The organism is Burkholderia sp. AU17457, assembly GCF_002223255.1.
GTDB classification, from domain to species: Bacteria; Pseudomonadota; Gammaproteobacteria; order Burkholderiales; family Burkholderiaceae; genus Burkholderia; species Burkholderia sola.
Window position 1 is genome coordinate 17,485 of record NZ_NKFB01000006.1, and the last position, 14,318, is coordinate 31,802.

Consider the following 14,318-nt stretch of genomic DNA (forward strand, 5'->3'; position numbering starts at 1 on the left):
CTCACCGGCCGCCCGCGTCGCGCGCATCGGCTGCATGGTCCGAAGCCGCTCCCGGCGCGCGCCCGCGCGCAGGCATTTCGCGCTCCTGTAGAATCCCCCCACCCGCTTCGACGCTTCGTCTCCGCCGTGCCCCATCCCGGTGCGGCGGCGCGTGTTGCGTGCCTCACCCGGCACGCGGCGCGCTTCGACGACGCAAGCCGCGCCTTGTCAGTCCATGCCGAAAAGCGGGCCCTGGAGACGCAGCACCGACAACTACATTCGAAAACCGATCGTCCTGACCATGCAAGCTTCCGAATTGAGCGGCGTGCCTCGCGCCGCCGAACGCGCGCTCACGCGCAGCGACTACAAGACCCTTGGCCTCGCCGCACTCGGCGGCGCCCTCGAGTTCTACGACTTCATCATCTTCGTGTTCTTCGCGCCGGCGATAGGGCAGCTCTTCTTCCCGCACGACATTCCGGACTGGCTGCGCCAGTTGCAGACGTTCGGCATCTTCGCGGCCGGCTATCTCGCGCGCCCGCTCGGCGGCGTGATCATGGCGCACTTCGGCGACCTGTTCGGCCGCAAGCGGATGTTCACGCTGAGCGTGCTGATGATGTCGGTGCCGACGCTGCTGATGGGCCTGCTGCCGACCTACGACACGATCGGCATCCTCGCGCCGGTGTTGCTGCTGCTGTTCCGCGTGCTGCAAGGCGCGGCGGTCGGCGGCGAAGTGCCGGGCGCATGGGTGTTCGTGTCCGAGCACGTGCCGTCGCGCCACATCGGCTATGCCTGCGGCACGCTGACTGCGGGCCTCACGGCCGGCATCCTGCTCGGCTCGCTCGTCGCGGCCGGCATCAACAGCCGCTACTCGACGGCCGAAGTCGGCGCGTTCGCGTGGCGCATCCCGTTCCTGCTCGGCGGCGTGTTCGGGCTGTTCTCCGTGTACCTGCGCCGCTGGCTGCATGAAACGCCGGTGTTCGCCGAGATGAAGGCGAAGAAGGCGCTCGCGGCCGAGATTCCGCTGAAGGCCGTGCTGCGCGACCACGGCCGCGCGGTGATCGTGTCGATGCTGCTCACGTGGATGCTGTCGGCCGCGATCGTCGTCGTGATCCTGATGACGCCCGCGCTGCTGCAGAAACAGTTCCACCTGACGCCCGCGACGACGCTGTTCGCGAACAGCGTCGCGACGCTGTGCCTGACGGCCGGCTGCATCACCGCGGGTTCGCTCGCGGGCTGGATCGGCGCGAAGCGCGTGCTCGGCATCGGCGGTATCGGGCTGGCCGCGTGCTACTACCTGCTGTTCGTGCAGGTCGCGGCCGATGCTTCGACGCTGCCGCTCTACTACGGGATCGCGGGCTTCATGGTCGGCACGATCGGCGCGGTGCCGTTCGTGATGGTCAAGAGCTTCCCGGCCGTCGTGCGCTTCTCGGGCATCTCGTTCTCGTACAACGTCGCGTATGCGATCTTCGGCGGGCTCACGCCGGTGATCGTGTCGCTGATGATGAAGTCGAATCCGCTCGCGCCGGTCGTGTACGTCGCGGCGATCTGCGTGCTCGGCGCGATCGCCGTGCAGTTCTCGAAGGATGCGAAGGACGCGAAGGACGCACGTTGAATGTCGGCGCGCACGCGCCGGCCGGATGAACGAAGGGCCGAATCCCGCGGCGTGCGGGATTCGGCCCTTTTGTCTTGCGTCGGCGTAGCGCCGCGAATTGGCTTAGCTCAACGCAGCACGCCGTACGACGAACTCGGCCGGCGCAGCGCGTCGATGCTCGCGCCGCCGGCGCCCGTGACGAACAGCAGCAGGAACCCGCCGGCGATCGCGACGTTCTTCCAGAAGTGAATCACCATGTCGTGCTGGACGGCGGCGTTCGTCGCGTCCCAGAAATTGTGCCCGACCATCGCGGTCGCGATCGTATAGACCGCCATCAGCAACGCGAGCGGCCGGACCTTGTAGCCGACGATCAGCAGCAGGCCGCCCAGCCCCTCGATCGCGACGACGATCGGCGCGACGACCTGTTGATAGGGCACGTTCATTCCGTGCAGATACGCGACGAAATCGCTGTAGCCGAGCAGCTTCATGATGCCGCCCCACAAGAACAACGCCGCCAGCGCCAGGCGTGCGAAAAAAATGACGCCGGAATCGACGGTACGCGTCATGCCTCTCTCCTCGTATGCAATTCGGCCGCCCGCGCGGGGCGCGCCCGGGCGGTTCGGCGCCGCGCGGCCCGGAAGGGCGCGCGGCAAATGGGCCAGCATAGAGGGTCTTTCCGCGGTGTCCAAGAAAAAGGTTGTAGCAAATCTTTACACTGCGGCGGCCGCGCCGGCGGCCCGGCGCGCTGAAAAACGCGTTTAGCCCGCGTCGCTCAACAGCACGCCTTTCTTGAAGATGAAGCAGCCGTAACCGCGCGTTTCGCCGGTGACGATCACCGCATACGTCTGCTGCGCGCGCTCGTAGAACGCGAAACGTTCGATGCCGGCCAGCGGCACCGGGCGCCCTTCCGCGCGGTCGATCTCGGCCTGCACTTCGCGCTGCACGGGCGGCACCGCCGCCGCGTCGCCGACGACTTCCATCCGCCACGCGGGTGTGTCGACGAACGTGTCGAGCGGCAGCACCGACAGCACCGCGCGCACGACGCGCGCCGAATCGGCGCCGTCGACGCGCAGTGCGCGGCCGACCACCGTGTGCTCCGCGACGGATTCCGCGGGGAAGTTCGCATCGCAGATCGCGATTTCGTCACCATGGCCCATCGCGCGCAGCGTGTGCAGGATGTCGGCGTGCAGCAGCGGGTCGAGGTTCTTCAGCATGTCGGTGGGTCTCCGGGGTGGGGAACGAATCGCATAACGTTACCCGATCCCGGCGGCCGTGGTGCATGCATCGTTCGCGTCACGACGCCGCGGCCGGCATTTCGTCGATGAAACCCGTGACCGACGCGAGGCGGCCCGACGCGTCGACGATGCCGAAGTCCGAGCCCTTCACGATCGCCGCGCCGTCGGGCGACACGAGCGCCCACGAGAACCGCAGGTGCGGGCCGAACCCGTCGACGTCGGTCGTGCGGCGAAAGCGATAGGCGGGAAAGCGTTGCTGCACGGCCGCGATCATCGTGTCGATGCCCGCGTGGCCGTCGCCGGTCATCAGCGGATCGCGATAGGCTGCGTCGCTTGCGTACGTCGCGTCGATCAGTTCGCGGCGGCGCGCGGCGTCGGATTCGTTCCAGGCGTCGAAGTAGCGGTCGATCAGGTCGGCGTGAACGGACGAAGCGGATTGAGCGGTGTTCATGGCGAGGCTCCTTGTGTCGGTGGACGATGTCGCGGACGTTTCGGGTCCGCGTGTCGCTATCGTCGCCGGGGCCGCGCGGGCGGTCGATTACGTACGAGGTAAGGAAATCGCGTGCGCCATCCCACAAGAAAACGGGCGCCCGAAGGCGCCCGCATCGTCTTGCCGCAACCACCGCACGCGTCAGGTCACCGGCGCCGGATTGAACAGCGTCAGCGCATTCGCGAGCTTCCATTGCTCGGCCCACGTGCGGCGCTTGCCGCTCGCGACGTCGAGCATCAGCCGGAACAGCGCCCAGCCCGTGTCCTCGATCGTCGCCGCGCCGGTCGCGATCTGCCCCGCATCGAGATCCATCAGGTCATGCCAGCGGCGCGCGAGATCGCTGCGCGTCGCGACCTTGATCACCGGCACCTGCGCGAGCCCGTACGGCGTGCCGCGGCCGGTCGTGAAAATATGCAGGTTCATCCCCGCCGCGAGCTGCAGCGTGCCGCAGATGAAATCGCTCGCGGGTGTCGCCGCGTACAGCAGCCCCTTCTGCCGCGCGCGATCGCCGGGACGCACGACGCCGGCGATCGGCGCGCTGCCCGACTTCACGATCGATCCCATCGCCTTCTCGACGATGTTCGACAGGCCGCCCTTCTTGTTGCCGGGCGTCGTGTTCGCACTGCGGTCGACGCGGCCGCGCTGCAGGTAGCGGTCGTACCAGTCCATCTCGCGGATGATCTCGCGGGCCACTTCTTCGTTCGCCGCACGCGACGTGAGCTGCGCGACGCCGTCGCGCACTTCGGTCACCTCGGAGAACATGATCGTCGCGCCCGCGCGCACGAGCAGGTCGGCCGCGAAGCCGACGGCCGGGTTCGCGGTGAGCCCCGAGAACGCGTCGCTGCCGCCGCACTGCACGCCGACGACGAGATCCGACGCGGGGCACGTCTCGCGGCGGCGGCGGTTGAGCCGCTCCAGATGCGATTCGGCCATCTTCATGATCGAGTCGATCATCGAATTGAAGCCGACGTGCGCGGCGTCCTGCAGGCACACGACGCCGCCGTTGCCGGTCGCGCCGTCGGCCGCCACCGGAATCGCGCCCGGCGGCAGCAGGCGCTCGGGCTGCAGCTTCTCGCAGCCGAGGCTCACGGTCATCACCTCGCCGCCGAAGTTCGGATTCAGGCTGATGTTGCGCAGCGTGCGGATCGGGATATCGGCGTCGGGCGCATCGATCGCGACCCCGCAGCCGTACGTATGTTCGAGCCCGACCACGTCGTCGACGTTCGGGTAGCGCGGCAGCAGCTCGTCCTTGATCCGCTTCACCGCGTGCTCGACGACGCCCGACACGCACTGCACGGTCGTCGTGATCGCGAGGATGTTGCGCGTGCCGACCGAGCCGTCCGCATTGCGGAAGCCCTCGAACGTATAGCCGTCGAGCGGCTCGAGCGGCGGCGCGGCGCGCGTGGCGAGCGGCAGGTCGTCGAGCCCCGGCGGCTCGGGCATGCGCATCGTGCGCTCGTTGACCCAGCTGCCGCGCCGCAGGTCGGTCAGCGCATAGCCGATCACCACGTTGTAGCGAATGACCGGATCGCCGGCCGCGAGATCGACGAGCGCGACCTTGTGCCCCTGCGGCACGCCTTCGCACAGCGTCAGCCCGTCGGCGAACGTCGCGCCTTCGGGCAAACCGCCGTCGTTGACGACGATCGCGACGTTGTCGTCCGGATGCACGCGGATGTAGAGCGGGGAAGCAGTCATCGGAATTCCTGGAGCCTGTCTGCGATATCGTTAGTCATCATACGACATTCAACCTCGATTGATGATGCTACGTAAACCCTTATCCGGAAAGACCCTACCTTTGACCCGTCAGCAAACCGCTTGCGCCGCTCATGCTTGCGTTGTACGATGACATACAACGACATCGCCAATTCGGCTCGTATGCCGTTCCCGACGAACCAGCACTCGCGCTAGACGAACGACCTCAACCATGACTTCACCGCAAGAACTCAAACAGATCATCTCCCACGGCCTGCTGTCGTTTCCGCTGACGGATTTCGACGCGGACGGCAGCTTCCGTCCGACCACCTACGCCGAGCGCCTCGAATGGCTGGCGCCGTATGGCGCGAGCGCATTGTTCGCGGCCGGCGGCACCGGCGAATTCTTCTCGCTCACGCAGCGCGAGTATTCGGACGTGATCCGCGTCGCGACGGAAACCTGCAAGGGCAAGGTGCCGATCCTCGCCGGCGCGGGCGGCGCGACGCGCGTCGCGATCGAATATGCGCAGGAAGCCGAGCGCCTCGGCGCGAGCGGCGTGCTGCTGATGCCGCACTACCTGACCGAAGCGAGCCAGGAAGGGATCGCCGAGCACGTCGAGCAGGTGTGCCGCGCGCTGAAGATCGGCGTCGTGGTGTACAACCGCGCGAATTCGAAGCTGAATGCGGACATGCTCGAGCGCCTCGCCGACCGTTGCCCGAACCTGATCGGCTTCAAGGACGGCGTCGGTGAGATCGAAAGCATGGTCACGATCCGCCGCCGCCTCGGCGATCGCTTTGCGTACCTCGGCGGCCTGCCGACGGCTGAAGTCTATGCGGCCGCGTACAAGGCGCTCGGCGTGCCGGTGTACTCGTCGGCCGTGTTCAACTTCATCCCGAAGACGGCGATGGCATTCTACGAAGCGATCGCGAAGGACGACCACGCGACGGTCGGCCGCCTGATCGACGAGTTCTTCCTGCCGTACCTGAAGATCCGCAATCGCCGCGCCGGCTACGCGGTCAGCATCGTGAAGGCGGGCGCGAAGCTCGTCGGCCACGACGCGGGCCCGGTGCGCGCACCGCTCGTCGACCTGACCGACGAAGAAGCGGCGGAGCTCGACGTGCTGATCAAGAAGATGGGCCCGCAGTAAGCCGGGTTCGCCGGCGGCGCGGCGCCTTCATCGGCACGGCGCGCCGGCTGCCCACGCGTCCGTATCCGTATCACGCGATGGCCGCGCGGCTCGACGAGCCGGCGCGGCCATCGCATTACATCTGCGCGATCGCGCCGATGATCCGCTGCCGCACGCTCGCGAGCGTGCGCTGCGTCTCGTCGATCCCCTTGCGCGCCGCGAGCGGCCGGCCGCGCGCCGGCGACTCGGCGCCCACGATCTGCTCCAGCACGTCGCGATCGACGACCGCATCGAAGAAGCGCCCGACGGTAAACATCGCGTACTGCTTCGCGGTCGCGAGATGCGTGTTGGCCTGCGTGAGCGCGTCGGCGCGCTGCGCGCCGTTCGGCCCGTCGATGCTGCGGCGATGCTTCAGCGCGAACACCACCGCCTCCATGTCGTACTTGAAGCGCTCGACGGCCCTGCCGAAGATCAACGAATGCGGATCGGAGCCCGCGACGGGCCGCCCCTGGTTGATCGTCACATCGAATTCGCTGCCGCCCAGCTCGCGCTGCAGCGCGAACAGCGCGTCGGCCAGCACACGCCCTTCGCTGGTTTCGCCGATCTGGGTACGGACCGATTTCGCGACGTCGCCGATCGCTTTCCACAACCCGGCCGCGAACAGGTGGTCGCCACGCTTGCTGATAGTCATCGGATGGTTCCTTGTTGGTCTTGTGATCTCTCAGGCTCGCCTGCGGGCCGGACGGCCCGCGGCTTCGCTACTGTAGGAGAAACGCGGGCAACAGGAAAGCCACCGCGAAAAAAAGCGGAGACGGCCACCGGCCGCCTCCGCTTTCGCCCATCCGGCAAGCAGCCCGGCGCTCGCCGCCGGGCCGCCGCCACGTCACTCCGCCTTGCCGTCCCGCAGCCGCGGAATCGCGAGCGGATTGCCTTCCCTCAGCCCTTCGGGCAGCAGGTCGTCCGGGAAATCCTGATAGCACACCGGCCGCAGGAAGCGCTCGATCGCGGTCGCGCCGACCGACGTGACGGCCGGGTTCGACGTCGCGGGGAACGGCCCGCCGTGCACCATCGCATCGCACACCTCGACGCCGGTCGGGTAACCGTTGACCAGCAGCCGCCCGGCCTTGCGCTCGAGGATCGGCAGCAGCCGGCGCGCGAGCGGCTTGTCGTCGGCGTCGATTTGCAGCGTGGCCGTCAACTGGCCTTCGAGCGCGTCGAGCACGCGCGCGACTTCGTCGAGATCGCGGCAGCGCACGATCAGCGACGCCGGCCCGAATACCTCGTGGCTGAACGCCGGCTCGCCCAGGAATGCCTGCGCGCCGACTTCGTACAGCGCACCGCCCGCCTGGCAGTCGGTCTGCGCGGCCTCGCCCGCGCCGATTTCGCGCACGCCCGGCAGTTCGGCCAGCTTGCCGCGGCCATTGCGGTACGCATCGGCGATGCCGGGCGTGAGCATCACGCCGGCCGGCTTCTTCGCGAGCGCCTGCGCGGCGACCGTTTCGAAACGGTCGAGATCGGGGCCGTCGATCGCGAGCACGAGGCCCGGATTGGTACAGAACTGGCCGACGCCGAGCGTCAGCGAATCGACGAAGCCCGTCGCGATCGCGTCGCCACGCGCGGCCAGCGCGGCCGGGAACAGCACGACGGGGTTGATGCTGCTCATTTCCGCATAGACGGGAATCGGCTGCGGGCGCGCGTTCGCGAGTTGCACGAGCGCCATCCCGCCCTGCCGCGAACCGGTGAAGCCGACGGCCTGGATCGCCGGATGGCTGACCAGCGCCGCGCCGGTCACGCGGCCGGGGCCGACCAGCAGCGAGAACACGCCGGCCGGCATGCCGGTTTTCTCGACCGCGGCGCGAATCGCGCGGCCGACCAGTTCGGACGTGCCGAGGTGCGCCTCGTGCGCCTTCACGATCACCGGGCAACCGGCCGCGAGCGCCGACGCGGTATCGCCGCCGGCCACCGAGAACGCGAGCGGGAAATTGCTTGCGCCGAACACGGCGACGGGCCCGAGCGCGACTTTCTGCAGCCGCAGGTCGGAACGCGGCAGCGGCGTGCGCGCCGGCTGCGCGGGATCGATCGACGCGGCGAGGAAGCGCCCGTCGCGCACCACGCGCGCGAACAACCGGAGCTGGCCGACGGTGCGGCCGCGCTCGCCCTGCAGCCGCGCGACGGGCAGCCCCGTTTCGGCGTGCGCGCGGTCAATCAGCGCATCGCCGAGCGCGACGATCTCATCGGCAATCGCTTCGAGGAACGCCGCGCGGGCCGCGAGCGGTTGCGTGCGGTACGCATCGAACGCGTCGCGGGCGAGTTCGCACGCGCGATCGACGTCGGCCTGCGTCGCGACGCCGAACGCCGGGGCCTCGATCGGCGCGCCCTTCGTCGGATCGAATGCGTGCAAGGTGCCTGCCGAGCCGGCCACCGCTTCGGCGCCGATCAGCATCTCTCCTGTCAGTTGCATGGGGTGTGCTCCGTGGTTCGGGAATGGATGGCTCATTGTAACGCAACAGATACGATGTCTGCCGACGGCATGGGGTCATTCTCGCCGTCTGCGAGGGCGCGGACGATACACCGGCAAGCGTTGTCCGGGCCAGTAAATCCCGACGTTCCCATATTGTGAGGCCGACCTCAAAGGGAAAACCCGAGGTTTCTGAGTCCGGGCATTGGCAATACACTTTCGCTCATGTCATACGACGACGTATGTTCAAAATGAGCAATCAGTCCTCCCCTCGCGATCTTCCGCTCGATCTCGCGCGCACCGCGCGCCGAACTGCGGTGCGCTACTGGATCCTGGCGATGCTGTTCGTCGTCACGACGCTCAACTATGCGGACCGCGCGACGCTGTCGATCACCGGCACGCCGATCCGCAAGGCGTTCGGCATCGACCCGGTGACGATGGGTTACATCTTCTCGGCGTTCAGCTGGGCGTACGTGCTCGCGCAACTGCCGAGCGGCTGGCTGCTCGACCGCTTCGGCGCGCGGCGCGTGTATGCGGCGAGCATCTTCCTGTGGTCGGCGTTCACGCTGCTGCAGAGCGCGATCGGCGTCGGCGGCAGCGCCGCGTTCGCGGTGGCCGCGCTGTTCGCGATGCGCTTCGCGGTCGGCATCGCGGAGGCGCCGGCGTTTCCGGCGAACGCGAAGGTCGTCGCGAGCTGGTTCCCGACCGCCGAGCGCGGCACCGCGTCGGCGATCTTCAACGCCGCGCAGTACTTCGCGGCCGTGGTGTTCTCGCCGCTGATGGCCTGGCTCACGCATGCGTACGGCTGGCATCAGGTGTATCTGTGGCTCGGCCTGGCCGGCATCGCGCTCGCGTTCCTGTGGCTGCGCGTCGTGAAGGACCCGGCCGACCATCCGGCCGTGAACCGCGCGGAACTCGACCATATCGAGCAGGGTGGCGGCCTGGTGCGGTCGACGGGCGGGGCGCGCGGCAGCGGCAGCGGCGGCGGCGCTTCCGAGGGCAGCCGCGTGGCCGGCTGGTACTACGTGCGCCAGCTGCTGTCGAACCGGATGCTGATCGGCGTGTACCTCGGCCAGTACTGCGTGAACGTGCTCACCTACTTCTTCCTCACGTGGCTCCCGATCTACCTCGTCCAGGCGCGCGGCATGTCGCTGCTGAAGGCCGGCTTCATGACGTCGCTGCCGGCAATCTGCGGGTTCCTCGGCGGCGTGCTCGGCGGAATGCTGTCGGACGCGCTGATCCGCCGCGGCGTATCGCTGACGTTCGCGCGCAAGATTCCGATCGTCGGCGGGATGCTGCTGTCGATGACGATCATCGGCTGCAACTACGTCGACAGCGAAGCGCTGGTCATCATGCTGATGGCCGTGTCGTTCTTCGGCAAGGGGATCGGCTCGCTCGGCTGGGCCGTCGTCGCGGATACCGCGCCGAAGGAAGCGATCGGCCTGTCGGGCAGCCTGTTCAACATGTTCGGCAACACGGCGGGCATCGTCGCGCCGATCGCGATCGGCTACCTCGTCGGCGCGAGCGGCTCGTTCAACGGCGCACTGGTGTTCGTCGGGCTGAACGCGCTCGTCACCGTGTTCAGCTATCTCGTGATCGTGAAGGACATCAAGCGCGTCGAACTGCGTCATCGCGACGCGTGACGTTCGATGTGTCGCAAGGAACGGCGGCCGCGCAACAGCGGCCGCCGTTTTTTTGCATCGGATCGACGTCAGGTCGACGCGTGCACGACGCGCAGCATGTCGTGCACGCCGGACGTCATCAGCGCGAGGAACGCGAGCAGGCCGACGTAGCAGAGCGCGTAGGTCGTCTTCGTCTCGATCGACGTCGCATAGTACATGCGGTTCTCCGGCGCGTCGGGATCGTAGCGCCACGCACGCTTCAACTGAGGCAGCGCGAAGATCGCCATCACGATCAGCAGCGGGCTCGGCCGATACGCGAACAGCGCGATCAGCACCGGCACGCCCGCGAACCAGATGCGCGGCGACAGCACCGCGGTGATCCGCCCGCCGTCGAACGGCGACAGCGGAATCATGTTGAACAGGTTGAGAAAGAAACCCGTGTACGACAGCGCAAGCAACAGGTTGCTGTCGGTGTGCCGCGCGGCCGCATAGCAGGCCAGCGCGCCCAGCGTGCCGACGAACGGCCCGGCGAGCCCGACGTACGCTTCCGTTTCCGCGTCGTGCGGCATTTCCTTCAACTGGATCCACGCGCCGACGAACGGGATGAAGGTCGGCAGCCCGACGTCGAGCCCGCGCCGCTGCGCGGCGACGTAGTGGCCGGCTTCGTGCACCAGCAGCAAGGCGACGAAACCGGCCGCGAAACGCCAGCCGTAGAACAGCGCATAGACCGCGATCGACGCGAGCATCGTGCCCGCCGATACGAGCACCTTGCCGAGCTTCAGGCCGCCGAAGATCAGCAGCAGCAGCTTCGTCATTCCTTGCGCTCCGTGGCGACCGCGTCGGATGCGTCGGCGACGGCCGGCACCCCGGCCGCCTTCGGCTTGCGCCCGAAGAAGCGCTTGAGCGCCGCGCCGCCGGCCAGCAGCGCGACCGCGCCGATCTTGAAGAACTTCACCGCGAACGCGCCGATCAGCGCGAGCAGGCCGAGCTTTTTCGCGCCGACGCCGACGATCAGCGCCGCGAGCCCGTACTCGGCGACGTGGTCGGTCGATTGGTTGAAGTCGGCATAACGCTTGCCGTCGTTGAAGCGGATGTTCGACAGCAGTTCGTCGGCCGAGGCCTTGTACTTCGGCAGGTCGGCGAGCGTCGACGCCATCGTCAGCGACAGGTAGCCGTCGCGGCCGAGCACGAGCGTCCGGTAGTTCACGCCGTCGTTCGCGGCATTCGGCGCCGCGCCCTTGTCGCGGATGATCGCCGACCACACGAGCCGGTGCGTGGCCGCGTCGTACGCGGGCGCCTTCGCCCAGCCGACCACCTCGGTTTCGGGCAGGCCGCGCTCCTTGTGCGCCGGGTTGCTTTCCTCGGTGCCGGCCTGCAGGCTTTTCAGCAGTTCGTCGGGCTTCCAGTCCTTCGCGTCGTCGTCGCGGATGTAGCCGCTCGGCTCGAACGACACGACCGAGATCCAGTCGGCGTCCGGATCGTCGGGCAGCACGAGGCCGACCAGTTTCGATTCGTCGATCGCGTTGCCCATCGAGCGCAGGTAGCGGCCGGCTTCGGCGGCCGGCACGAACGACTCGCCGGCCTTCAGCTTCAGCACGGCTTCGTGTTTGACGTCGATGTCGGTCGGCCCCTTCACGACCGCTTCGTTGGCGGCCGCGGCGGCGGCCCTCATTTCGACCTGCGCAGCTTCGGTCTGCGCGTGGCCGCTGGTCGCGGCGAGTGCGAGCATCGCCACGCAGGCGAGCCGGACGGCAAGTTTTTTCATTGTTGGATTCCCCTGGAATGCCTTGTTGTCGATGTGCGCGGCGACCGGCCCATGCGTTGTCGTCGCGGGTCCGGCGCCGCCTCTCAGGTGGCACGGGGGCTATGGTAACGCAGCGGCTGCGCGCGACCGGCGCGGCGCGATGCTTACCTCGCAGGTAATGCCGAAAACGCGCGGGATTGCCTATCATCTGCGCCATGAACCCGACCGCCCCCCTCCATTCGCCCTCTCCGTCCGCCGGCCGCGCGTCCGGCATCGGCCCGCTGCTGCGCACGTGGCGGCAACGCCGGCGCCTGAGCCAGATGGCGCTCGCGCTCGACGCGGAAGTGTCCGCGCGTCACCTGAGCTTCGTCGAATCGGGCCGCGCGCAGCCGAGCCGCGAGATGGTGCTGCATCTCGCCGAGCGCCTCGACGTGCCGCTGCGCGAACGCAATGCGCTGCTCGTCGCGGCCGGCTTCGCGCCGCTGTTTCGCGAACGGCCGTTTTCTGACCCGCAACTGGATGCCGCGCGTCATGCGGTCGAAGCCGTGCTGCGCGGGCACGAGCCCTATCCGGCGCTCGCGGTGGACCGCCACTGGACGCTGCTCGCGGCGAACCGGATGCTCGGCGCGCTGGTCGCGCAGGCCGATCCGGCGCTGCTGCAGCCGCCCGTCAACGTGCTGCGGCTGAGCCTGCATCCGGACGGTCTCGCGTCGCAGATCGTCAACTGGCACGAATGGCGCGCGCATATCCTGCATCGGCTGCAGCGGCAGATCGACGCGAGCGGCGACCGCACGCTGCATGCGCTGCGCGACGAACTCGCCGCGTATCCGGCGCCCGCCGAGCAGCCCGACGATTCGCACGCGCGCACCGATTTCGCGGATATCGCCGTGCCGCTGCGGCTACGCACGGCGAGCGGCGAGCTGACGTTCTTCAGTACGACGACGGTATTCGGTACGCCAGTCGACGTGACGCTGTCAGAACTCGCGATCGAGGCGTTCTTTCCGGCGAACCCGGAAACGGTGGAGGCGATGCGGGCGCTGGCGGAGGCGTTGCCGGCGGAGTAGAGCCGGCAGGCGTGCCGGCACGGTGGCCGCGATCAGCGGCGTTCGAGCGCGAGCTTCACGCCGAGCGCCAGCAGAACCACGCCGCTGACGCGATGCATGCGCGTCAGGATGCGCGGGTTGCGGCGAATCGACGCCGACAGCAGGCCGGCGAACAGCGCAACCGGCCCCTTGACGAGAAACGTCAGGCCGGCAAACGTCGCGCCCAGCACGAACAGCGACAACATCGGGTGCGCGGCGCCCGCCGGAACGAATTGCGGCAGAAACGCCAGGTAGAAAAGCGCGACCTTCGGATTCGACACGTTGGACAGCGCGCCTTGCGCGAACGTCCGGAGCCGCGATTCCGGCGCGGCGCCGCTGCCCGCGAGCGTCAATTCGCCCGACGAACGCAACAGCGTGATGCCGAGATACAGCAGGTACAACGCGCCGATCATCTTCAGTGCGGTGAACAGCCATTCGGATGCCTGAAGAAGCGCGCCCAGCCCCAGCGTCGCGAGCATCGTGTGGACGAGCAGCCCGACGCTGACGCCCGCGGCGGTCACGAGGCCTGCGCGCGTGCCGCTGGACAGCGTGCGCGACATCACGAGCACCATGTCCTGGCCGGGCGTCAGGATGATCAGAAGGGAGGTGGCCATGAACGGCAACCAGGCGACGTGCGGCATCGGGAATCTCCTGAGGGCGGCGCCGCGGCGGGCGGGAATCGCGCGCTTGCGGGCCGGGGTAGTCGTCAGATTATCGGGAATTTCCCGTGGAGATTGGATGCAAACCCGGCTATTTACAGCGTCAAATTTGGCGTTATTATCCAATATCAACTTCATTGATAGCCAAAAATGCCAATCAAACTGGACGCGATCGATCGACGCATCCTCCGTGCGTTGCAGCAGAACTCGAACCAGACGAACGCCGACATCGCGCAACAGGCCGGGCTCTCGCCCACGCCATGCCTGCGCCGCGTTCACCTGCTCGAGGAACAGGGCGTGATCGATGCGTACGTCGCGCTGCTGAATCCCGCAGCCGTCGAGTTGCGCTTCACGGCATTCGTCCGCGTCACGCTGGAGCGACAGGACAAGACGACGGTCGAACGCTTCGCGCGGGAGATGGAGCAGGCCCCCGAAGTACTCGAATGCCATCTGATGGCCGGCAGCTACGATTATCTGCTGCGCGTGATCGCGAAGGATCTCGACGACTATCAGCGCTTCCAGATGGAGACGCTCACGCAGATCGAAGGCGTACGCAACGTCGAAACCGAGATCCCGCTGAAGCGCATCAAGCAGACGGTGCGGCTGCCGATCTAGGTGTCGAGGAACGCCATCCGGATCG

At 67.8% G+C, this 14,318-nt stretch carries 14 protein-coding genes; 5 read left to right on the forward strand and 9 right to left on the reverse strand.

Annotated elements, in window-relative coordinates; genetic code table 11:
- The first annotated feature begins 280 nt into the window (after window positions 1–280).
- Window positions 281–1,591 carry an MFS transporter gene (locus CFB49_RS26925; protein WP_069621494.1) on the forward strand — a complete coding sequence of 437 codons (1,311 nt, stop codon included), beginning with the start codon at window positions 281–283 and terminating at the stop codon, window positions 1,589–1,591.
- Window positions 1,592–1,698: 107 nt separating this feature from the next.
- Here the strand turns inward: CFB49_RS26925 and CFB49_RS26930 are convergent, their stop codons facing one another.
- The 4 genes from CFB49_RS26930 to garD form a co-directional block, all read right to left on the reverse strand.
- Window positions 1,699–2,136, reverse strand: coding sequence for a DoxX family protein (locus CFB49_RS26930; protein ID WP_006491342.1), 438 nt, complete (start codon window positions 2,134–2,136; stop codon window positions 1,699–1,701).
- A gap of 192 nt (window positions 2,137–2,328) precedes the next feature.
- Window positions 2,329–2,784 carry an RbsD/FucU family protein gene (locus CFB49_RS26935; RefSeq protein ID WP_089492869.1) on the reverse strand — a complete coding sequence of 152 codons (456 nt, stop codon included), beginning with the start codon at window positions 2,782–2,784 and terminating at the stop codon, window positions 2,329–2,331.
- Window positions 2,785–2,863: 79 nt separating this feature from the next.
- Entirely contained in the window at window positions 2,864–3,256 is a 393-nt protein-coding gene (locus tag CFB49_RS26940) for a nuclear transport factor 2 family protein (RefSeq protein ID WP_089437163.1), read from the reverse strand.
- Window positions 3,257–3,436: 180 nt separating this feature from the next.
- On the reverse strand, window positions 3,437–4,990 hold the full coding sequence (garD, locus tag CFB49_RS26945) for a galactarate dehydratase (RefSeq protein ID WP_069621498.1): 1,554 nt from the start codon (window positions 4,988–4,990) through the stop codon (window positions 3,437–3,439).
- Window positions 4,991–5,219: 229 nt separating this feature from the next.
- On the opposite strand from garD, the gene kdgD reads away from it, so the two are divergent.
- Window positions 5,220–6,134: a 5-dehydro-4-deoxyglucarate dehydratase gene (gene kdgD, locus CFB49_RS26950; protein WP_069621499.1), complete on the forward strand. Its 915-nt coding sequence runs from the start codon at window positions 5,220–5,222 to the stop codon at window positions 6,132–6,134.
- A gap of 115 nt (window positions 6,135–6,249) precedes the next feature.
- On the opposite strand, the gene CFB49_RS26955 is transcribed toward kdgD, so the two are convergent.
- Both CFB49_RS26955 and CFB49_RS26960 read right to left on the reverse strand, forming a co-directional pair.
- On the reverse strand, window positions 6,250–6,804 hold the full coding sequence (locus tag CFB49_RS26955; protein ID WP_089437164.1) for a hypothetical protein: 555 nt from the start codon (window positions 6,802–6,804) through the stop codon (window positions 6,250–6,252).
- Between the two features lie 192 nt (window positions 6,805–6,996).
- Window positions 6,997–8,574, reverse strand: coding sequence for an aldehyde dehydrogenase (NADP(+)) (locus tag CFB49_RS26960; protein WP_069621501.1), 1,578 nt, complete (start codon window positions 8,572–8,574; stop codon window positions 6,997–6,999).
- 248 nt (window positions 8,575–8,822) lie between these two features.
- On the opposite strand from CFB49_RS26960, the gene CFB49_RS26965 reads away from it, so the two are divergent.
- Window positions 8,823–10,214 (forward strand): MFS transporter, encoded by a 1,392-nt coding sequence (locus tag CFB49_RS26965; RefSeq protein ID WP_089493127.1) that lies wholly within the window; start codon window positions 8,823–8,825, stop codon window positions 10,212–10,214.
- 68 nt (window positions 10,215–10,282) lie between these two features.
- Here the strand turns inward: CFB49_RS26965 and CFB49_RS26970 are convergent, their stop codons facing one another.
- Both CFB49_RS26970 and CFB49_RS26975 read right to left on the reverse strand, forming a co-directional pair.
- Window positions 10,283–11,008 carry a site-2 protease family protein gene (locus CFB49_RS26970; RefSeq protein WP_089492870.1) on the reverse strand — a complete coding sequence of 242 codons (726 nt, stop codon included), beginning with the start codon at window positions 11,006–11,008 and terminating at the stop codon, window positions 10,283–10,285.
- On the reverse strand, window positions 11,005–11,958 hold the full coding sequence (locus CFB49_RS26975; protein WP_089492871.1) for a DUF2167 domain-containing protein: 954 nt from the start codon (window positions 11,956–11,958) through the stop codon (window positions 11,005–11,007). Before CFB49_RS26975 ends, CFB49_RS26970 begins: the two co-directional genes overlap by 4 nt.
- 194 nt (window positions 11,959–12,152) lie before the next feature.
- Between CFB49_RS26975 and CFB49_RS26980 the strand changes: the two genes are divergently transcribed.
- On the forward strand, window positions 12,153–13,001 hold the full coding sequence (locus CFB49_RS26980; protein ID WP_089492872.1) for a helix-turn-helix domain-containing protein: 849 nt from the start codon (window positions 12,153–12,155) through the stop codon (window positions 12,999–13,001).
- A 32-nt stretch (window positions 13,002–13,033) separates the two neighbouring features.
- On the opposite strand, the gene CFB49_RS26985 is transcribed toward CFB49_RS26980, so the two are convergent.
- Entirely contained in the window at window positions 13,034–13,660 is a 627-nt protein-coding gene (locus tag CFB49_RS26985) for a LysE family translocator (protein WP_089492873.1), read from the reverse strand.
- 168 nt (window positions 13,661–13,828) lie between these two features.
- Between CFB49_RS26985 and CFB49_RS26990 the strand changes: the two genes are divergently transcribed.
- Window positions 13,829–14,293 carry an Lrp/AsnC family transcriptional regulator gene (locus tag CFB49_RS26990; RefSeq protein WP_006494255.1) on the forward strand — a complete coding sequence of 155 codons (465 nt, stop codon included), beginning with the start codon at window positions 13,829–13,831 and terminating at the stop codon, window positions 14,291–14,293.
- The last annotated feature ends 25 nt before the right edge of the window (window positions 14,294–14,318 follow it).